At 61.5% G+C, this 19,593-nt stretch carries 21 protein-coding genes; 10 read left to right on the top strand and 11 right to left on the bottom strand.

Annotation, left to right across the window (positions count from 1 at the left end; translation table 11 throughout):
• The first annotated feature begins 39 nt into the window (after positions 1-39).
• The 3 genes from CLU86_RS06705 (at position 40) to CLU86_RS06695 (ending at position 1,425) form a co-directional block, all read left to right on the top strand.
• Positions 40-420, top strand: a complete 381-nt coding sequence (locus tag CLU86_RS06705) for a hypothetical protein (RefSeq protein WP_099655484.1) — start codon at positions 40-42, stop codon at positions 418-420.
• A 91-nt stretch (positions 421-511) separates the two neighbouring features.
• Positions 512-868 (top strand): hypothetical protein, encoded by a 357-nt coding sequence (locus CLU86_RS06700; protein WP_158235577.1) that lies wholly within the window; start codon positions 512-514, stop codon positions 866-868.
• On the top strand, positions 865-1,425 hold the full coding sequence (locus tag CLU86_RS06695; protein WP_099655482.1) for a hypothetical protein: 561 nt from the start codon (positions 865-867) through the stop codon (positions 1,423-1,425). Before CLU86_RS06700 ends, CLU86_RS06695 begins: the two co-directional genes overlap by 4 nt.
• A 32-nt stretch (positions 1,426-1,457) precedes the next feature.
• Here the strand turns inward: CLU86_RS06695 and CLU86_RS06690 are convergent, their stop codons facing one another.
• A complete protein-coding gene (locus tag CLU86_RS06690; protein WP_099743364.1) occupies positions 1,458-2,510 on the bottom strand; it encodes a DMT family transporter in 1,053 nt (350 codons plus the stop codon).
• 68 nt (positions 2,511-2,578) lie between these two features.
• Here CLU86_RS06690 and CLU86_RS06685 point away from each other — a divergent pair, with 68 nt between their 5' ends.
• Entirely contained in the window at positions 2,579-4,012 is a 1,434-nt protein-coding gene (locus CLU86_RS06685) for a Shedu immune nuclease family protein (RefSeq protein WP_099741081.1), read from the top strand.
• Between the two features lie 41 nt (positions 4,013-4,053).
• On the opposite strand, the gene CLU86_RS06680 is transcribed toward CLU86_RS06685, so the two are convergent.
• Positions 4,054-5,250 (bottom strand): tyrosine-type recombinase/integrase, encoded by a 1,197-nt coding sequence (locus CLU86_RS06680; protein ID WP_099655463.1) that lies wholly within the window; start codon positions 5,248-5,250, stop codon positions 4,054-4,056.
• A 90-nt stretch (positions 5,251-5,340) separates the two neighbouring features.
• On the opposite strand from CLU86_RS06680, the gene CLU86_RS06675 reads away from it, so the two are divergent.
• Positions 5,341-6,348 (top strand): DNA-binding protein, encoded by a 1,008-nt coding sequence (locus CLU86_RS06675; protein WP_099741080.1) that lies wholly within the window; start codon positions 5,341-5,343, stop codon positions 6,346-6,348.
• A 129-nt stretch (positions 6,349-6,477) separates the two neighbouring features.
• Here CLU86_RS06675 and CLU86_RS06670 read toward each other — a convergent pair whose 3' ends face one another.
• The 3 genes from CLU86_RS06670 to CLU86_RS06655 form a co-directional block, all read right to left on the bottom strand.
• A complete protein-coding gene (locus CLU86_RS06670; RefSeq protein WP_099741079.1) occupies positions 6,478-7,644 on the bottom strand; it encodes an ABC transporter substrate-binding protein in 1,167 nt (388 codons plus the stop codon).
• Positions 7,645-7,846: 202 nt separating this feature from the next.
• The gene (gene rlmB / locus CLU86_RS06665) at positions 7,847-8,596 is read right to left on the bottom strand and encodes a 23S rRNA (guanosine(2251)-2'-O)-methyltransferase RlmB (RefSeq protein WP_099655382.1); all 750 of its coding nucleotides are present in this window, start codon (positions 8,594-8,596) and stop codon (positions 7,847-7,849) included.
• Positions 8,597-8,905: 309 nt separating this feature from the next.
• Positions 8,906-9,601, bottom strand: a complete 696-nt coding sequence (locus CLU86_RS06655; RefSeq protein ID WP_099741077.1) for an ABC transporter ATP-binding protein — start codon at positions 9,599-9,601, stop codon at positions 8,906-8,908.
• Between the two features lie 72 nt (positions 9,602-9,673).
• On the opposite strand from CLU86_RS06655, the gene CLU86_RS06650 reads away from it, so the two are divergent.
• Positions 9,674-10,291 carry an arylesterase gene (locus CLU86_RS06650; protein ID WP_199175101.1) on the top strand — a complete coding sequence of 206 codons (618 nt, stop codon included), beginning with the start codon at positions 9,674-9,676 and terminating at the stop codon, positions 10,289-10,291.
• Positions 10,292-10,434: 143 nt separating this feature from the next.
• On the opposite strand, the gene CLU86_RS23020 is transcribed toward CLU86_RS06650, so the two are convergent.
• The 4 genes from CLU86_RS23020 to CLU86_RS06630 all read right to left on the bottom strand — a co-directional run bounded on the left by CLU86_RS23020 (position 10,435) and on the right by CLU86_RS06630 (position 13,452).
• Positions 10,435-10,614: a hypothetical protein gene (locus CLU86_RS23020; protein ID WP_099741075.1), complete on the bottom strand. Its 180-nt coding sequence runs from the start codon at positions 10,612-10,614 to the stop codon at positions 10,435-10,437.
• Between the two features lie 57 nt (positions 10,615-10,671).
• Positions 10,672-11,490: a DUF2189 domain-containing protein gene (locus CLU86_RS06640; RefSeq protein ID WP_099741074.1), complete on the bottom strand. Its 819-nt coding sequence runs from the start codon at positions 11,488-11,490 to the stop codon at positions 10,672-10,674.
• Between the two features lie 140 nt (positions 11,491-11,630).
• On the bottom strand, positions 11,631-12,884 hold the full coding sequence (locus tag CLU86_RS06635; protein WP_099741073.1) for a PLP-dependent transferase: 1,254 nt from the start codon (positions 12,882-12,884) through the stop codon (positions 11,631-11,633).
• Positions 12,885-12,951: 67 nt separating this feature from the next.
• Positions 12,952-13,452, bottom strand: coding sequence for a BON domain-containing protein (locus tag CLU86_RS06630; protein ID WP_099743363.1), 501 nt, complete (start codon positions 13,450-13,452; stop codon positions 12,952-12,954).
• Positions 13,453-13,654: 202 nt separating this feature from the next.
• On the opposite strand from CLU86_RS06630, the gene CLU86_RS06625 reads away from it, so the two are divergent.
• The 4 genes from CLU86_RS06625 to CLU86_RS06610 all read left to right on the top strand — a co-directional run bounded on the left by CLU86_RS06625 (position 13,655) and on the right by CLU86_RS06610 (position 17,972).
• Positions 13,655-15,340 carry a SulP family inorganic anion transporter gene (locus CLU86_RS06625; RefSeq protein ID WP_099741072.1) on the top strand — a complete coding sequence of 562 codons (1,686 nt, stop codon included), beginning with the start codon at positions 13,655-13,657 and terminating at the stop codon, positions 15,338-15,340.
• 69 nt (positions 15,341-15,409) lie between these two features.
• Positions 15,410-16,186, top strand: a complete 777-nt coding sequence (locus CLU86_RS06620; protein ID WP_099741071.1) for a GGDEF domain-containing protein — start codon at positions 15,410-15,412, stop codon at positions 16,184-16,186.
• A 10-nt stretch (positions 16,187-16,196) separates the two neighbouring features.
• On the top strand, positions 16,197-17,039 hold the full coding sequence (locus CLU86_RS06615; protein ID WP_099743362.1) for a MinD/ParA family protein: 843 nt from the start codon (positions 16,197-16,199) through the stop codon (positions 17,037-17,039).
• Between the two features lie 174 nt (positions 17,040-17,213).
• Positions 17,214-17,972 carry a sulfurtransferase gene (locus tag CLU86_RS06610; protein ID WP_099741070.1) on the top strand — a complete coding sequence of 253 codons (759 nt, stop codon included), beginning with the start codon at positions 17,214-17,216 and terminating at the stop codon, positions 17,970-17,972.
• 77 nt (positions 17,973-18,049) lie between these two features.
• On the opposite strand, the gene CLU86_RS06605 is transcribed toward CLU86_RS06610, so the two are convergent.
• Together CLU86_RS06605 and CLU86_RS06600 are read right to left on the bottom strand one after the other, a co-directional pair.
• Positions 18,050-18,937 (bottom strand): pirin family protein, encoded by an 888-nt coding sequence (locus tag CLU86_RS06605; protein ID WP_099741069.1) that lies wholly within the window; start codon positions 18,935-18,937, stop codon positions 18,050-18,052.
• A gap of 95 nt (positions 18,938-19,032) precedes the next feature.
• Entirely contained in the window at positions 19,033-19,587 is a 555-nt protein-coding gene (locus CLU86_RS06600) for a flavodoxin family protein (RefSeq protein ID WP_099655372.1), read from the bottom strand.
• Between the last annotated feature and the right edge of the window lie 6 nt (positions 19,588-19,593).

The following is a 19,593-nucleotide window of genomic DNA, read 5'->3' as shown; positions in this document are numbered from 1 at the left end:
GTGGGACCGTCCCTTTTCTCCAACCCCAAAGGAACTGTCATGAAACTCTCCCAACTTATTCTCGCCCTGTCAGTGTCGATCTCGGGCGCAGCCTTCGCTGCGGACAATCACGGTCACGACCTAAAGCCGATGCACGGTGGTGCTGTTGCAGAAGCCAAGGAGGTCGAGTACGAATTCGTTGCTAGCGCCGACAAACTGCAGCTCTATATGCGCGACCACGGGAAGCCCGTTGCTGTGACGGGGATGACCGCCAAGGTCACTCTGCTGGCTGGCAGCGAGAAGCAGGAAGTTCAGCTCCAGGTCAGCGACGGCAAGCTGGAAGCGTCGGGCAGCTTCAAGGTTCCCGCAGGTACCAAAGCCGTTGTCGCCGTCTCAAAGGCCGGCAAGTCGGTTGCCTCCGTCCGCTTCACGCTGAAGTAGTACACGAAGGCCGGCTGGGTGGATCGCCTTCGCAACGCCTCCAGAAGTGATCCCACTTTCCGAAGTCCGTTCACGTCAAAGCAGCTGACCTGTGCTGGAGGCCAAAAAAGGAGCGATCCATGTCAATGCAGGCGGCACAGGTCGCGCTCTTTGCCAAGCTGTTTTGGATTTGGATCGGCTTGTTGACCTCCGTGTTTGTGTTTTGGAGGCTGCGGCGTATCTGGCTCAAACGCCACCCGCCAATGGCGGTGAGAGTCAAGTACAGCCGACGCTTGACCAAGAGACTGAGGGATCGACAGGCAATGCGTTTGAAATACCGAAATACACCGAAATCGCGGCACCGCCAGATGCAATCCAAGGAGGCAGACCGTGGGTAAAAGTGACGGAGTCGCTGACAAACCTGCAGTCGCTGATCAACAACCTCCACAGCAAAGAATCAGATCCATGACAAAAATTCCTCCACATTCAGGCACCCGCCGCCTCTGCGTGATCCTGACTTCTGTGCTGGTTGCTAGCTTGCTGGCGGGTTGTGCCACCCCTACTGGGGCCGATCCTTCCGCCGAAGCGCCATACTGTTACAAGACCAGTAAGGGCAGAGTAGTCGCGTGCACTCGGGTACCCGCCCCCAGCCTGAATGCCGACGCTCAGGCGAAGCGCTTTACTCCCGATCCGAATGCGCTCACCGTCTACGTCGTACGGCGCAACTGGGGAGATGGCGGGCGGTTTGTGAAGATCAGCGCGGATAACGAAATGGCCGCCGAGACTCTCCCCAACACGATGGTGCGCTTCAAGTTGAAGCCAGGAACGCATACGTTCACCTTGGATTTCGAAGGAGAGCGTCAAGTCGCAACCGTGGATGGCAAAGCTGGTGACCTACGATTTCTTCGGATCGATGGAACGGTTTGGGCATGGAAGAGCACGTTTGTATGGGCGACTGACGGCGAGGATGCTATTCGGGAAAGGGCTTACAAGGCTCGCCTGGTCGCCGACCTGACGGTCAAGTGACCTCGGGGGAGCAGACAAAAAATCCCTGGGGTTCAGTGAACGTGTTGATGGTGCACGTCAGGAGCATGGGGATGAGCGTGGGTCATAGGTTCATGGGTGTGCTTGTGACTGTGGCTGCCCTTTGGCATCACAAAGTGCACATGTGAATGGTGCCCATCGTCGTGCCGGTGGGCATGCTCATGCTCAAGCACTTCGTGTGTGTGCTCGTGACCATGGCTTTCCGCCAAGTGCAGTACCACTCCCGCCAGCATCAATACCCCGCCCAGCAGCATCAACCATCCCGCAGAGCGGTCCCCGAAACCGAAGGCCACGGCAGCACCGATGAAGGGCGCGAAAGCAAACACCGAGCCTGTGCGCGCCGCGCCAAACGCCCGCTGGGCAAGAAGGTAAAAGCGCAGACTCAGGCCGTAGCCAGTGGCTCCCACGGCGAGAAGTCCTAGTGCTGCGGATAACGAAGGCCAAGGCTCCCCAGTCGAAACCGCCAATACAGCCGTCACTGCGGCTCCCAAGGTAGCCTTGGCCATCACCACCTGGCTGGGGTCGCGCTCAGCCAGTCCACGGGACAAAGTGTTGTCTACCCCCCAGGCGACCGTGGCCAGCAACACGGCAAGCAACCCCATCAGCTGAACTCCTCCCTGTAGGCCCTGGTCCAGAACAAGCGCCATTCCTCCTGCGAGCAGCAAGAGCATGGCGGCCCACACGCGGCGGTCCATGGTTTCGCTGTACAGCCACCATGCCAGCGTCGCGGTGAACAACGCCTCCAACGTGAGCATGAGCGATGCGCTGGCCCCGCTCGTGTGCTGCAGGCCCCAGGCCAGGGCCACCGGCCCCAGCGCCGCGCCAAAGCCAGCCATCGCCAGAAGGCTCGGAATGTCGGATCTCTGCACCCGCGCTTCATGCGCAGCAGTCCGCAGCGACAGTAACCCGATCAGGGCCGCTCCTGCATACAGGAGCGCCGCCGTGCTGAAAGCGCCCAATCCAACGCCCAACTTTTGTACCAAAGGCGTGCTGATGCCGAACAGGGCTGCTGCCAGCAGTGCAAACAGGCCGCCGCGCAGGGCTGGAAGGTGCAAAAAGTCGGTCATAGTGCGAGTGATTTCACCATGAAGTCCATGGCCTACCATTGGGTAGCGATTCATGGAGGGGCACAACTATGGAAACCGATGTGGGAGCGATAGCCGAGGGGCAGCAGATTCTCAGTGGCGATGACGTGATGGTGGCGCAGTTCAAGTTGCAAGAAGCAACCGAGAACGGCGAGCCCGCGCAGAAGCTGTATTTGAAGACGTTCCAACCCATCGACCGGGACATGCAGATATGGCAAGCAAGACCCGAATCGGAGTGGCCCTTGCTGGCGACCATCCTGGCAAACAGGATCATCATGTATCCAATACATGCGAATCCACACACAAAGCGCTATCTGAAGCCAAAACATGGTCGCTTCACGACCGTTATTTACGAAGATGGCGCCCGTAGCGATTTGCCAAGCGACCCGCAGGACGCGGCAGCTCACGTCGCATTGAGACTGGCATCGAGCATTTTTGATCTGCCTGGTGACGGGCTTGGCCTTATCAAAGATCTCGACACGGTTTGGCGGGCCCTGTCGCTGGTACAGCAGGCTGACATTCTTTCCATTGGAAAAAGAACAGAAATGCGCCTGGATGGGCGCACGGTGTTTATCGACCAGAGTGAACTGGACAGCCTGCGCCGCGCCTTCAACAGGACCAAGACCCGTGGGCGAAGCCTGATCCAAAGGATCCAGCAGGGCCTCGTTTATGACGACGTGCTCACGAGAATCAATCCCGAGAAGTTCCAACGGATCGAGCGGGTTGCTCCACCTTTGGTGCGGGTACGACGCGAAAGCGCCGCGCAGACCTCCAGTCGCGAGCGCGCGGAGCGTCGAGCCAATGTTCAGACAGTGCGAAAGCAGGTCGATGAGTTGGCGGCCGAGGCACCTACTGAGCTCTTGAAACTACACGCGGAAATCGAGCGAGCCACGCTTACAGCGATGATCGGCAAGTACCGAGATATGCTGGAGAAGAAGCTCGGTGAACACCTCTGGCAACGTTTCTTTGAACAGCATAAATTCGTCTTGAGTTTGGCTTTTGCTCGACCTGTCGAGTTGTCTCACACGCAGTTTCATGCACAAGGGTCAGGCCTGACGGGGTCAGGCGCGCACATTGGGGACTTCCTGTTCAAGGAGCAAGGGCAAGCACTTGCCATTGTGGAAATCAAAACCCCGGATGCACCCTTGATGCATGCCACGCCGTACAGAACACCGCATGTTTTCGGCCCACATTCGCAACTGAGTGGCGCTATCACCCAGGTGCTGCATCAACAAAGCGAGTTGCGTACGCGGTGGCAGACGCATGTTTTCGATAACCCGTCCCTGCGCCCCTCCCGGGCGGACGTAGTCAAATGCGTTGTGCTTGCTGGGCGTCGGCCTATTGAAGAGCATGAAATGCGTTGTTTTGAGGTTTTCCGCAACGCCTGCAAGGACGTGGAGGTGATTACCTTTGACGAACTGTTGGCCAAACTCGAATACCTTCAGCAGCACCTGCAACCAGTTCCCGAAGAGGTGCCTTTTTAAAGAATCTCACGCAATTGATGGACGGGATAGACGTACCGCGATCAAACTGACCAGCCGAGCTTGTGAGCTTTTGTGGTCTGGTCATGGCGCGCATCGTCTTCTGTATGCACGTAGATGCTGGTGGTGGAAATATTTGCGTGTCCCAGGTTGTCGCGCACAACCTTGAGATCCATGTTGTCGCTCTGATGAGTGCCCGCTGTATGCCTCATCCAGTGTGCGGAGGCCTGCTCCACATGAGAGGCTGCAGCTTCGTGGTCAGGACCCAGGGCACGCAGGCGGGCTGCGGTTTCACGAAAGATATGCTTGACCAGTTCGTGCACAGCGCTGCGTCCCATAGACTTAGACCCACCAATCAACGGCAGGAGCAATGGGGCGGAATCGCCCTCACGAGGTAAAGGTCCCAGATCATTCGACCTTCGGTAGCGCATCAGCTCCGAGACCAACTCGTCCGTCGCGGGGATCACTCTGGTTTTGTCGCCCTTGCCACGAATCTCCAGCCACCAGCGCTCCAGTCCGTCGGCCCCCCGTCGCCAGTAAAAATCGCCCATCGAGTTGTTGCAGACCTCTGAAATCCGCAGGCCCCCGATATAGAGAAGGGAGAAGAGCCATCGGTGTCGGGCTGCTTGAAGGGCAAGACGAGGCGTACTGGCGGGAAGGGACTCAATCGTTGCACGCACTTGTGCCCAGTGCTCATGGGGCAGGAACCTATTGGTCTTGGCGGGTCGCGCCACGGATTTGCGGCGGCGCAGAGCTAGAGGGTTGCCTGCCAGATACCCGGCTTGAACCAGCCAATTGAAGAGGCTGTTGAGGATCGACAGTGCCTGGCGCTGGCTCTGTCGGTCCAGCGGCTTGGCGAACGGACGCCAGTGGGGCGAGGACCTCGGCGCCTTCTGAGCGACCTGCATGACCCATCGATCAGCCGGTTGAGGATCTTCCAGAAAGGACTCATAGGCCAGGAAGTCCTCGTGGGTCATATCAGACAGGGCCTTGCCATGCTGATGCACACACCAAAGCAGCAGCCTTTCCGCCTCCTTGCGATAGCTGGCCAACGTGGCCGGTGAATCTTTGTAGCGCGCCAGCCAGGCCAAAACCGCAGAGCGGTCGTCATTGGCCGCGACTTGGGGCAGGCCCTGGGCCCGATTGCGGCCGCGCTCTCCGGACAGATGAAGGGGTAGCACCAAGCCCTCCAAAGGCTCAAGATGCGAGAAAACGGCCGGTGCGACGATCAAACTGCTCATCGAGCTAATTCTATGGACATTAGAATAATTATGTCCAGAGATTGAAAATTAATTCAATGATTTATACGTTATACGTTGTATTATTTAAGAATGAGCGAAGAATCCGAAATCCAAGCCGAAGTTGAAGCCCTGCGGGAGCGTTTCAGCGATACGAAAGCGTTGTACCGCGAGGTTTGCGCGTTGCTGTTCTTCCGATACGGCATCACGCCCACAGCCAGCAAGCTCTATCAGCATGTGCGCAAGGGCTCCATGAGCGCCCCGGCCGAAGCGCTGGCCAAGTTCTGGGAGGATCTGCGCGGCAAGGCCCGGGTGGAGATCGATCACCCCGACTTACCGGAGGCGCTTAAAGTGGCCGCAGGCCAGGCGGTCAGCGTGCTGTGGACCCAGGCAACGGAGTTGGCGCGCGAGGAGCTATCAGTCCTGCGCGTCGAGGCACACGCAGAAGCCCAGAGTGCCCAGGCAGACCTGCAGGAGGCTGTGCAGCGAAGCGCCCTCCTGGAGGCCCGGATACAGACCGCACAGACCAAAGTCACCGAACTGGAGACCCGAGTTCAGGCCCTTGCTGCAGAGCTGGAGCAAGAGCGGCGTGCGCACGCTGCGAGCACAGCGAGAGGTGAGGCGCTGTCCAGGCAGGTGGATGAGCTGAAGCTGGAGCAATCAAAAAGCAGGCAGCATTTCAGCGCCGAGTTGGAAAAAGGACGTGCAGCTATTGATGAAGCCGCCCAGCGATCTACCGAAGCGGAGCACCGGGCGCTTCGGGAAATTGACCGAGAGCGAACCGCGCGTGCCCAGGCGGAAAAGCAATTGGAGCAATTGCGAGGCAAGCTGACAGAGACCGAACGCGACTGTCACGCCAAACTACTCGAAGCCAATGCTGCACAGAGCAGGTTGGCGGCAGAAGCAGCCGGTGCTCGCGCCTCCTTGGCCGAAATTACCAGGGCGCACCAGGCGCAATCAGCCGAGCTACAGCAAGCTCTTCAGGCAGTTGCACAGCACAAGGCCGAAGCTGGCACCTTGCGTGAACTGGTGGAGCAGTTCAGACCGACGCAGAAATCTTCTCGTAAAAAGCGTGGTGGTGAAGCACCAGAAGTCAAGTGAGCAGGCCTCTGGCGAGTCAAGGGTGACGCGTCGATACAAGAAGGAATAAATGACGATTCTTTAATAACCAAAAGGCTTATGAGTCAAAACTGGCCGTATCCTGGCTTGCCCTCAGTGGCGGCAACAGGCTTAGCTGATGCGGCGGGCGTTCTCTGCGTAGACGGCCAGGTACAGCGCGTCAGAGCCCACAAAAGGCGCCTTGCCACCAAAGCCCACGCTGAAGTCGCCAAACGACAGCGCACGGATGTTGGCCAAGCCACTGCGCAGGCGGTCACGGGTGGGCTCCTTGCCCGCGTTCTTCAGGCCCTCGATCATCACTTGCGCGTTCAGCCAGCCTTCCAGGCTGCTGGTGCTGTTGAGGTGAGCAGGGTTGGCCCCCGTGGCCTTCATCGTGGACTGGAACTTGCGCACCACCACCGATTTTTGAGAATTGGCGTCTGGGAACACCTGCACCAGCGCCAGCCCGCGGGTGGCGGCAGCCAACTTGGGCAGCTCGGACGACACCACGGCCACAGACAACCCAGCCAACGGCACGCCCTGGGCCTTGGTGCGAAACGCCAGCACAAACGCCGTATTGGCCGTGCCTGTGGTGGCCAGCAGCACCGCACCGGGGCGGTCTGCGGCCACTTTGTCGGCCAGCTCAGCCGCATTTTTGCCATCGACCGCCAGGGCAAATTCACCCGAACGTTCGACCTTGGCATCGTCCAGCGCCTTGGACATGTCCTTGAGCACTTCCTTACCAAAAGGGTTGTCCAGGTACACCACGGCAATGCGCTTGAGGCCCATCTCCACCACTTGCTTGACCAGGCGCAGGGATTCTTCGCGGTAGCTCGGGCGCAGGAAAAACACGTTGCGTTGCTCAGCCGAGCGCAGCGACGTGGCGCCCGTCACCGGCCCCACGGTAGGAATGCCCTTGCTTTCCACCATGGGCAAAATGGCGGCCGTGTTGGCCGTGCCCAGGGGCGAAATCAGGGCGAAGATGGACTGTGCTTCCAGCATGCCCGTCACGTTCTGCGCGGTGCGGCTGGCCACATAGGCGTCGTCCTTCACATCCAGGCGAATTTCACGGCCATGCACGCCGCCGGCGGCGTTCACCTCGGCAAAGGCCGCTTTCATGCCCGCCACTTGCTCAGAGCCCGCAATGCCCAGCGGGCCGGTGAGGGCAATGGAGCAACCCAGGGTGACATGCTTGGCAGACAGGGCCTCTTCTGCCGCCAGAACGGGGTGGGACCAGGCGGGCAAACCCGCAGCAGCCACAGCTTGGGTGGCTCGCAAAAGAAAGTGACGACGACTCATATGCAGTTAGCCCGGATAGTGCAAAACCACTCAGGTTAACCATTAGATCAACGAATGAGAGTCGACTAGGCGACAATTCGCTACACAACCCACACAATGTGAAAGATAGTGAACAGGGGTTGCAGGACAGTGGGGCAGGCACGCCCCGCGCTGCTGGCGGCCTGCAGTGGCGTCGCCCTTGTCGCCCTGCCCCACCGTCACATCAAAGTGATCGCTGGCGCAGCGCTTCGTACAGGCACACCCCGCTGGCCACGGACACGTTCAGGCTCTCCACCGCCCCCTTCATGGGGATGCTGACCAGCTCATCGCAGGTCTTGCGGGTGAGCTGACGCATGCCGTCGCCCTCGGCCCCCAGCACCAGGGCCACAGGGCCCTTGAGGTCGACCTGGTACACCGTCTTGGGCGCATCGTCACTGGTGCCAATGCACCAGATATTGCGCTCCTTGAGCTCGCCCAGCGTGCGGGCCAAATTGGTGACCATGAAGTAAGGCATGGTCTCGGCAGCCCCGCTGGCCACCTTGGCCACCGTGGCATTGATGCCCACGGCATGGTCCTTGGGGGCGATGACGGCATGGGCGCCCGCGCCATCGGCCACGCGCAGACAGGCACCCAGGTTGTGCGGGTCGGTCACGCCGTCCAGCACCAGCAGCAGGGGCTGCTCTATGCCTGCGGCTTCCAGGTTCTCCAGCAGCTCGTCCAGCGAGGTGACCTGCGCCACGGGCTCCACCCGTGCAGCCACGCCCTGGTGGCCGTGGCTGCCCGCGAGCTTGGCGATGCGGACGCTGTCGGCTTCGATCAGGCGGGCACCGGCTTCCTTGGCACGGTCCAGAAACTGACGCATGCGCGCGTCACGGCGTGTGGACTCGTAATAAATCTCGATGATGGATTGGGGCGCCGTCTTCAGGCGCACGCCCACGGCGTGAAAGCCGAAAAGAACTTTGGGGGAGGACATGCAGGGATTATCGTTGCGCGGCCGGCAGTGTCCCAAGTTGGAAGTTCGTTAATGAAATAAAGAGGTCGAAATCGTCGTCTGGCAAGGCGCAAATCCTCGCGATAGCCGTGGCTATCGCGAGGATTTGCAACGCAGCGTCGCGGCGATTCTCGGCGTCTTTATGAAACGAATCTCCCCCTTGGGAAGCTTGGCCCCCAAGGCGCAGGCAGAGAAGCTGCCAAGGGCTTGCGTCACGCGCTTCCAATTGCTATCAATTCAATAGCTGCTAGCGCTTATTCAATAAGCGCTAGCAGCCAATTTTCCTTGAAATTAATCCTCAACCACCCGTCCGGCGTCGATGGTGATCCGCCGCTCGCACTGCGCGGCAATCCCCCGGTCGTGGGTCACCAGCACCAGTGTCGTGCCCTGCTCTCGGTTGAGCTCAAACATCAGCTGCATGATGGATTCGCCCGTGGCGAAGTCCAGGCTGCCCGTGGGTTCGTCGGCCAGCAGCAAGGCCGGTTGCACCACAAACGCACGGGCCAAGGCCACGCGCTGCTGCTCACCGCCTGAGAGCACCTTGGGGTAGTGCCCCAGCCGTTGCCCCAGGCCCACGCGCTGCAGCATCTCGGTGGCGGCCTTGCGGGCATCGCGGCGCTCGGCCAACTCCAGCGGCAGCATCACGTTCTCCAGCGCCGTGAGGTTGCCCATGAGCTGAAAGCTCTGGAAGACGAACCCCACCTTTTGCGCCCGCAGCGCGGCACGGTCGTCCTCGTCCAGCGCGAACAGATCGTGGCCGTCCAGCCGCACGGTGCCCCGCGTGGGGGTGTCAAGCCCGGCAATGATGGACAGCAAGGTGCTCTTGCCCGAGCCCGACGCGCCCACGATGGCTGCGGTTTCCCTGGCCGCCAGGCGGAAATCGATATCCCGCAAAATGTCGAGCGTGCCGGTGGAATCCGTCACCGACTTGAAAACATGCTCCACCGCAATAATGGGTGTCACGGGCGATGAGGGGGATTCGGACATGAAAGGCTCTTTACTTTGATTCGCAATCTGCATCGGCGTCACTTTATCCTGACCACGGCCTCCGCCCTTGCCATGGGGATTTCCAGCCCGGGGGTTTTTGCCCAAGGCGCCCCCAAGGCGGCGGCAAGCAAGCCCGCCGTGATTTTGGTGGTGGGCGACTCATTGAGTGCGGAATACGGCCTGCCACGCGGCAGCGGCTGGGTGGCCCTGCTGGAAAAACAATTGGCGCAAGAAAAGATCAACGCCAAGGTCATCAATGCCAGTGTGAGCGGTGAGACCACCTCGGGCGGCCGCTCGCGCATTGCAGCACTGCTGCAACAGCACCAGCCCAGCCAGGTGGTGATCGAACTGGGCGGCAACGATGCGCTGCGTGGCCTGCCGCTGCAAAACACACAAGACAACCTGGGCTTCATGGCCCAGTCGGCCCAAAAAGCCGGGGCCAAGGTGCTGTTGATTGGCATGCAGGTGCCGCCCAACTACGGCACCGACTATGCCAACCGCTTTGCAGCGGTGTTTGAGGGGGTGGCCAAGACGCACAAGGCGGCGGTGGTGCCGTTCTTTCTCAAAGGGGTGGCCGATGGTGCAGACCCTACGCGCTTGTTTCAGGCCGACCGCATCCACCCCAAGGCCGAGGCCCATCCACAGATGCTGGCCAATGTGTGGCCAGAGCTGAAAAAGCTGCTGCGCTGAGCGCCATGGGCAGGCACTGACAAGCAAAAACAAAGAGCCCGTGCGCTGCCTTTTTTGGAAAAGGCAGCGCACGGGCTCTTGAGTGGGTCATTCCATTGAATGGCTTCTGAGTGGGACATCAGCCAAGCCATGAGTGCCCGCCATTAACTGGCCGCGGGGTCCACCGGTGCAGAAGGCGCTTGAGCGGCCTGGTCACCAGCATCTGGCCCAGCGTGCGGATCGTCAGGCCGGCGCTGTGTTTTGGCTCTCAGCTTCTCTTCTTTCTTTTGTTTCTTAGCGAGTTCGCGCTGGCGTTTTTCGTATCCGTAGTTAGGTGTTGCCAAGGTGTTTGCTTTCTGAAGTAGAGGTCCACTGTAACAGCTAGCCCCGCGCGCTGAGCCTCAAACCGGCTCTGGCGCCGCGTTCGTATCGGCTGGCAAGCGTTGCACCGCCGCCCGGTAAGCGTGCCAACTGGCATGCCCCAGCAAGGGCCCAACCAGCACCAAGGCCACGCTGCCCGCCCACAGCGATGCCGCCACCAAAACAGTGATCAAAGCGCCCCACAGCACCATGGCCAAGGGGTTCTCCAGCACCACGCGCATGCTGGTGATGCCTGCGGTCAGTGCGTCGGTGTCGCGGTCCAGAATCATTGGAATAGACACCACCGAGGTAGAAAACACCAGGGCAGCAAACACCCCGCCCACCACGGCATACACCGCCACAAAACTCCAGTTTTCGGGGTTGAACACCGCCTGCAAGACCCCGGTGGTCGACGGCATGCCTGTGTTGAAGAACACCGCAAACACCACCAGCGATGCCCGCCCCCAGAGCAGCTCTAGCACCACCAGCACCAGCACTAGCATGCCCATGCTGCCCATGTGGCTGTCCCAGCATGTAAGAGATTCGCTCAGCTGCGGCGCCAGCCCGGCCTCACGCCTGCGGCTGGTGTCGTACAGGCCCATCGCCAAAAAGGGGCCCAACAGCAGGCAGCCGCTGGCAATCGACATGGTGTACTCCGGTTTGGTGCGAAACACCCATCCCAGCACCAAGGCCATGAACCAGAAACACAGGCCGTAGAACACCGCAATGCCGGGTGCGGCCTTCAAATCGTGCGCGCCGCGCGCTAGCCAGCGAAAAGGGTCCGCCAGCGTCAGCGGCTGCAAGGTGATGGGCGCCGTGTCGCGGGCGGTGGCGACCTCAGTAACGGATGTGTCGGGCATGAGGAGTGCAGCGAAGTGGAAAGATCCACCCCACACAAGGTGGGGAGCGAAACAGACGCCACCACACCGTAATCCAGCCCACCACCGCGCGCCACTGAGGAAACTACCACCCCGCCCTGCGCATTTTCAATGCGGCCTGCTCAACCTGCGTGCGCAGTGCGCTCCATCACCGCCAGGGCCTGAAGCAGGTCCTGGCGCAAATCTTCGGCAGCCTCCAGCCCAATCGCAAACCGCACCAGCGTGCCAGGGCGCAGATGGGGCGTGGCCCCTTCGCGCATGCTGCGCAGGTGGTAAGGCACCACCAGGCTCATGGGGCCGCCCCAGCTGTAGCCCAGCTTGAACAGCTGCAAAGCATCGCAGAACGCATCCACCTGGGCTTGGCTGTAGCGGGCGTCCACCATCACGCTGAACAAGCCCGCCGCAGCGCCCTGCCCCGCCTGGGATCCGCCACACAAGGCCTGCCAGTGGGCATGGCCGGGCGAGCCAGGCAGCGCCGGGTGCAGCACCTGCGCAATGGCCGGTTGCGATTGCAGCCAGGTGGCCAGTTCACGCGCAGAGCGGTCGTGGGCGGCATAGCGCAATGCCACGCTGGGCAGAGAGCGCAAAACAGCCTCCACATCGTTCAGCCCTACCCCCAGCCCCAGGCGCATGTGGGTGAGCTTGATCTTCATGTGCAAAGCCGCCGAGCGGGTCATGACGCTGCCCATCAACACATCGCCCCCGCCACTGGGGTACTTGGTCAGCGCATGCGCCGAGATATCAACCCCCAGGCTGCCATCCCCCAGCAAATCAAACGGCGCAAAAGCCAGCCCCGCGCCCCAAGTGTTGTCGAGCGCCGTGGTCACGCCCCGGGCCCGGCAAATACGCACCTGTTCACACAGGTCCGGGAATTCCATGGTCACAGACCCTGGGGCTTCCAGCCACACCAAGCGCGTGGAAGCAGAGATTCGCCGGGCCAGGTCCTCAGGGTCCAGTGGGTCGTAAAACGCATGCGAGATGCCGTAGCGTGCCAGCTCGACGGCCGCGAAATCCTTGCCTGGCCCGTAAGCGTTGTCCGGGATCAGCACCTCGTCGCCCGTTTTGAGCAACGCCAGATTCACCGAGGCAATGGCAGCCAGCCCACTGGGCACCAGCACGCATTCGTGCCCGCCTTCCAGGGTGCACAAGCGCTCTTCCAAAATGAAGGTGGTGGGGGTGCCGTGCAGGCCGTAGGTGTAGCCCGTCTTGTCCTTCCACTCGCGGCTGCGCATGGCAGCCACGTTGGGGAAAATCACGGTAGAGGCCTTGAACACCCCCGGCTGGGGGGCCGCAAAATCTGCGGGCGGCTGGTAGCAGTGGTGAACGATCTGGGTGGAAATATCAGGGGCTCGGTCTTCTTGCTTCATGCCGCGCATGGTAGCGCTTCAGCACCCTGGCCCAGGGCCTCGTCAACGGAGGCCCTGGGCGTCGGGTATGCAAGCATCAGCCTGCCGAAACCACCAGCAGGTTGGTCACTGAAGTCACGCCCTTGACGCTCTTGGCAATGGTTTGGGCGCGGTCCTTGGCGGCCAGGCTGGGGGCGGGGCCATTCAGTGTGACGGCGCCCCCCTGCGTGTCCACATTGATCTTGATGGCGCTCAGATCAGGGTCTTTGGCCAGCCCCGCAGACACCTGGGCCGTGATGGAGGCATCGTCCACCTTCTCCATCGCGGTGTTGGCAGCTTGCTTGGCTGAATCGCCCAGGTCCTTCGCGGCCACTTCGGCCCGCTCAGCACCCTTTTCCACTTGCACTTCGGCCTTTTGCATGGCGGCTTCGGTTTTGGCTCGGGCATCGGCGGCGGCTTGCTCTGTCTTTTCTACGGCCGAATCCAGGCGTTGGCCCACGGTGGGCTCTTCGGTTTTGCTGCAGGCCATCAGGCCCAAGGCCAGCGCGCTGACAGCCAACATCGACGCCACGCGGGTGGCTTTGGAAGTCACACCCATGGTCTGGACGGTGGGTTGGTTCATCTCGGTGGTTTGCATCAGAAATCTCCTTGCGGATAAAGACATAGCTGAACTGTAGGCAGCTGCCCCGCCCCGTCGGGTCAGACGGCGCGGAAAGGCGTGTAGGACAAAACACTGCAATCCCTGCGCGTTTTGTCACGCCCAGCCATCTCCAAAGGCCCCACAGCGCGACAATCACTGCATGCCTCGCATTTCTTTCAGCTCCTGGTTGCCTTTTTTGGCGTGGCCCCGGCCCAGCGCTGCGTTACTGCGCGGCGAATTCTGGGCGGGCATGACGGTGGGCCTCATGCTCGTGCCCCAGGGGGTTGCCTATGCAGCGCTGGCGGGCATGCCGCTGGTCACGGGCATTTATGCATCGCTGTTGCCTGCTTTGGTGGCGGTGCTGTTCAGCGCCTCCACCCGGCTGGGCGTGGGCCCCACGGCCTTGACGAGCCTGCTCATTGGCGCATCGCTGACCGGGCTGGCCGAGCCCGGCAGCGCCCAGTGGGTGCAAATGGCCGTGTGGATTGCACTGCTTTGTGGGGCCTTGCAGTGCGTGATGGGCTTGGTGCGCTTTGGCTGGGTGGTCAATGTGGTCACCTCGCCCGTGCTCAGCGGCTTTACACAGGCCGCTGCCTTGCTGATTTTGTCTTCGCAGCTAGGGGCACTCACCGGCTTGCGGGCCGACTTCAGTGCGCTGCTGCACACGCCTTCTCTGGGGCTTTTTGACCTGACGGCGGCGGCATTCGGCTTGGGCGCTGTGGTCGCGCTGTGGCTGGCCAAGCGGCTCAAACCCACCTTTCCGGCCGCCATCGTGGTGGTGGGCCTGGCGGGCGGCATCAGCTGGATCAGCGGCTACGCCGATGCGGGTGGCGCGGTGGTGGGGCACCTGCCGCAAGGGTTGCCAAGCTTGCAGTGGCCCGGGCTTTTGCCTTGGACAGACTTTTCTTCGCTGCTCATGCCTGTGCTGGTCATTACCCTGGTGAGCTTTTTGGAGACTGCCTCCAGCGCCAAGGTCGAGAGCCAGCGTTCCAGTGAGCGTTGGAACGAAAACCAGGACCTGATTGGCCAGGGCCTGTCCAAAATCAGCAGCGGGCTGTGCGGCAGCTTTGCCACCAGCGCATCGTTTTCTCGCTCGGCCATCAACCTGTATGCAGGCGCGCAAAGTGGTTGGGCCACCGTGTTTTCCATCCTCGTGGTGCTGGTGGTGCTGTTGTGGCTTACTCCGGCGCTGTACTACGTGCCGCAATCGGCCCTGGCGGCCATTGTGGTGACGGCGGTGTTCAGCCTCGTCAAACCAGCCACCTTCACCCGCCTGTGGCGCACATCCCGGGTGGAGTCGGTCATCGCATTGGTCACCTTTGCCTTGACCCTGGCCACCGCACCACGCATGTATTGGGGTGTTTTGGCCGGTTTGGTGATGAATCTGTGCCACTTTCTGTACCAGCGCCTGCACCCCCGCATCATCGAGGTAGGCCTGCACCCGGACGGTAGCCTGCGCGACCGCCACCTGTGGAACCTGCCCCCCCTGGCGCCCGAACTGCTGGCGCTGCGCATGGATGCAGAGCTGGACTTTGCCTCTGCCAGCGCCCTGGAGCGCTGGGTGATGGAGCACTTGAGCGCCCACCCCGAGATCAAGCACCTGTGCCTGATGGCCCAACCCGTCAACCGCATCGACGTGACCGGCCTGGAAACCTTTGCCCAACTGCATGCACAGATGCTGGCGCGGGGTGGTTGCCTGCATGTGAGTGGACTCAAGTTGCCGGTCGAGGCGGCACTGCGCAAAGCGGGCCTGCTGCCAGCGGCCGCCGGGTTGGTCACCTACCGCACCGATGCCGACGCCCTTGTCGCCCTGCAGCAACTCCCACCCCGGGTAACACCTCTGTGATCGTGCAGAAATTGCAATCGGACGACCGACCCCGCTGATACACTCAATCAACTTTAGAAGCAACCATTTGTGTCTGACTCGGCGGCCCCTCACCTCGTAGACCTGCGCGATCTGCGCCTGGATACTGCCCATGCCCTGGTTGCCCAAGTAACCGGCAGCAGCGCAGCGCCCAGCCTGGACCGTTCTCACCCCCGTCAATACCTGCAAGGCGTCATCGACGGCCTGTGCGAACTTTCGCTGAAAGACCCGCTGACGGGCTTGGCCAATCGGCGCCATTTTCGGGCCGTGCTGGAGCGCGAGATCGACCGCGTGACCCGTTCAGGTGAAGCCGCCTTGCTGTTGATGCTGGACATCGACCACTTCAAAAAGGTCAACGACACCCACGGCCACCTAGCTGGCGACATGGTGCTGCAGTCTGTAGCGCGCACCTTGGCCGCTTGCGTGCGCCCCATGGACACCCTGGCCCGATACGGAGGCGAGGAATTCGCCGTGGTGCTGCCCGCTTGCCAATCTGCCTTTGGCACCGTGGTGGCCGAGCGCATCCGCCGCGCTGTGGCCAACACACCGATTCGCATTTCCCCGTCGATTGAACTCAACGTCTCCGTGAGCATTGGCGGGGCGTTTGCCCTTCAATGGATTCGCTCCACCACATTGCTGTGGATTGACCGCGCCGATCACCAGCTCTATCAGGCAAAATCGGCCGGACGCAACTGCGTGAGCATCGAGGAGCAGCCCGACAGCACGGTCAGTGCCGAAGAGAAGAGCTTGTTGTTTGGCCCGCTGTATTCACCTTCTGGCTGGGGCGATCTTCCGCCTCCCCTGGATGCAACAGGCAGCGCCTACTGAAAGTTAGATGATGAGCGACGCGCTGTCCCCCCAACCCACTACACCCAACGCCACGCCGCAGCAGGCTGCTCCTGCGGCGGGTGCACGCATCATCGCCGTTACCAGCGGCAAAGGCGGTGTGGGCAAAACATTTGTATCCGCCAACCTGGCCGCAGCGCTGACCCGCCGAGGCCAGCGTGTGCTGGTGCTGGACGCTGACCTGGGCCTGGCCAACCTGGATGTGGTGCTGAATCTGCACCCCAAGATCACACTGCACGATGTGTTCACCGGCAAAGCCACATTGGACGAAGCCGTGATCAAGGCGCCCGGCGGCTTTTCTGTGCTGCTGGCAGGCTCGGGCATGGTCGAGTACTCGCGCCTCACGCCCGAAGTGCGCAGCCAGTTTCTGAACGTCATCCAGGCGCTGACCCCCCAGTACGATGTGGTGCTGCTGGACACTGGCGCGGGTATTTCCGATGTGGTGCTGTTCTCCATCTCCCTGGCGTCTGAAGTGCTGATCGTGGCCACGCCCGAGCCCACCTCACTGACGGACGCCTACGCAGCCATCAAGGTGCTGGCGATGCAGCAAAAGCGCCAGCATGTGCGCATCGTGATCAACCAGGCTGCACGCCCTGGCGATGGCCGGGCCATCACCAGCCAGTTGCAGCAGGTGCTGGACCGTTTTGTCAGCACCCAATCGGGCCGCCCGGTGCGGCTGATTCACATGGGCGACATCCCTGCTGACCCCTCGGTGCGCGACGCCGTGATGCGCAGGCAACTGCTGCTGCTGAACACCCCAGGCTGCCCTGCGGCCCTGGCGATCTCGCAGCTGGCCAACAAGATCGAAACCGCGCTGCTGACGCAGACTGCATAGTCCGGCGCCAGCCCACCCGCTAGCCGGGCTGCATCACTGCGGCCTGCGCTTGTTGGCATACAGCCCTTTCCCGCGGGCTCGCTCTGGCTTAGTGGCCAATGCCCATGGCGAAGTGTGATGGAGCGCCGCAAACCTCTTTCAAGATTCCCTTTCGTACCCAACACCTGCCTTGCCGTGACTGCTGTTCTCAACATCTCCTGCTACAAGTTTGTGCCCCTTCCTGACGCAGAGGTGCTGCGCGAGCAGTTGCACGCCCGCGCGGTGGCTTTGGGCTTGAAGGGCACGATTTTGTTGGCCGAAGAAGGCATCAACTTCTTTTTGGCGGGCGATGCCTCCTCTGTGCGGGGCTTTGTCGACACCCTGCGTGGCGACGAGCGGTTTGCGGACCTGGACCCCAAGGAGAGCTGGTCAGACACGGTGCCGTTTCGCAAGATGCTGGTCAAGGTCAAGCGCGAGATCATTCGCATGGACCACCCCACCATCCGCCCCGCGCAAGGCCGCGCCCCGGCCGTTGCCCCCGCGACGCTGCGCCGCTGGTTGGAGCAAGGCCACGACGACGATGGCCGCGAAGTGGTGACCCTGGACACCCGCAATATTTTTGAGGTGGACGCAGGCACTTTCGACAACGCGATTGACTGGCGCATTGGCAAGTTCACCGAGTTTCCCGCAGCACTCCAAGCCCACAAGGCCGCCCTGCAAGACAAGACCGTGGTGAGTTTTTGCACGGGTGGCATCCGCTGCGAAAAAGCCGCCATCCTGATGCAAGAGGAGGGCCTGGAGCATGTGTACCAGCTCGAAGGCGGCATCCTCAAGTACTTTGAGCACACCGATGGTGCGCACTACCACGGCGGCTGCTTCGTGTTTGATGAGCGGGCTGTATTGGCCACCGACCTCTCGGCACCAGAATCGGCCGATATCGCTATCAAAAAATGAGCTGCTAGCGCTTTATCAGAAAGCGCTAGAGGCATTTTTTGGCAAAAAAACAATTGACTGTGTGAGACACACGCCCGTCAGGGCTTGAAGCGGTGTGCTGGCAAGGGAATGAATTCTGTCTCACCAGGCACCTGCCCCATGCGTTGCGCTTCCCAGTCGCTGGCGGCCTGCACGATCCGCTCCTTGCGGGACGAGACAAAATTCCACCAGATATGGCGGCGTTCCGCCAAGGCATCGCCGCCCACCAACATGCAGCGCACAGGCGCAGAACCCGCACGCAAGGCCAGGGGGCGGTCGGTGGGCAACACCGCCATGGTGTGCGGCTCCAGCGTCTCATCGGCCACAGCCACGGCTGCGTCCACCGCATACAGGCCCAACTCCTGCGCCATGCCTGCAGGCAGCCTCAGTTGGCCGTTGGCAGGCAACTGGATGTCAAGGTACAACGCCGGGGCCAAGCTGACCACAGGCGACTGCGCCCCCCAGGCCTGCCCCACCAGCACCCGCACCGTAGCGTCGTCCACTTGCAACTGCGCAATGGCATCGGCAGGCGTGTGCACAAAACTGGGGGTAGCTTCCTCTTGCTCCGGTGGAAGCGCCGCCCACAGTTGAATGCCGTGGTTCACATAGGTGGCGTTGGCCAGGGAGTCCGGGCGGCGCTCGGAATGCACGATGCCGCGCCCTGCGGTCATCCAGTTGATGGCGCCCGGCTCAATCTGCTGCACGCAGCCCAAACTGTCGCGGTGCAGGATAGCGCCCGAAAACAGATAAGTCACCGTGGCCAAGCCAATGTGCGGATGGGGGCGCACATCGTGCTCGGACTCCGGCACCACTGTGGCAGGGCCAAAGTGGTCAAAAAACAAGAAAGGCCCCACCGACTGGCGCGCCATGGCAGGCAGCAGCCTGCGCACTTTAAAGCCGCCGCCCAGGTCTTTGTCATGGGGGTGGATGCGTTCAATGGAAGTCATGGCGGCCCTTTAGTTCAGAGGTGAGGCGTTGAGGCGGAGTACGGTGGCTGGGCGGCACCACGGCCGCCCAGCCACGCACTCACGTCAAAGACAAATCAAGCCTTGAAACGCGCCGCGATGTCGGCCACGCGCTTGCCGAACAGCTTGGCGGTGTCCAGGTCACCCTGGGGGATTTCAGCCACGGAGGCATCGGAGGGAGACTGCACCAGCAAGCCCACCGAGCCGCCCAGGTTGTTCACATCATTGCGCGTAGCGGCTTTGGCATTGGCAGGCATCAGGCCCAGGCTCACCCACAGGCCGCCGTGCTGCGACGCCAGGGTCTGCAGGTACACCAACGTCACTTGCTTGTCGCCATTGAAGCTGGCGCTGTTGGTGAAGCCGGCAAACACCTTGTCTTGCCAGGCGCGTGAAAACCAGGCTTTGGACGACGCATCGGCAAACTTTTTGAACTGCCAGCTGGGGCCACCCATGTAGGTGGGGGTGCCGAAGATGATGGCATCGGCAGCATTGAGAGTGTCCCAGCCCCCTTCGGGCAGGTTGCCGTCGGCATCGATGGCCAACAACTGGGCGCCAGCCCCTTCGGCCACCAGTTGCGCCACGCGCTGGGTGTGACCATAGCCGGAGTGATAAACCACAACGATTTGAGACATGAAAGC

Source organism: Acidovorax sp. 62 (assembly GCF_002754495.1).
Lineage (GTDB): Bacteria > Pseudomonadota > Gammaproteobacteria > Burkholderiales > Burkholderiaceae_C > Acidovorax.
Note: the sequence above shows the minus strand (reverse complement) of the source record. Positions and strands in the feature narration are given on the sequence as shown.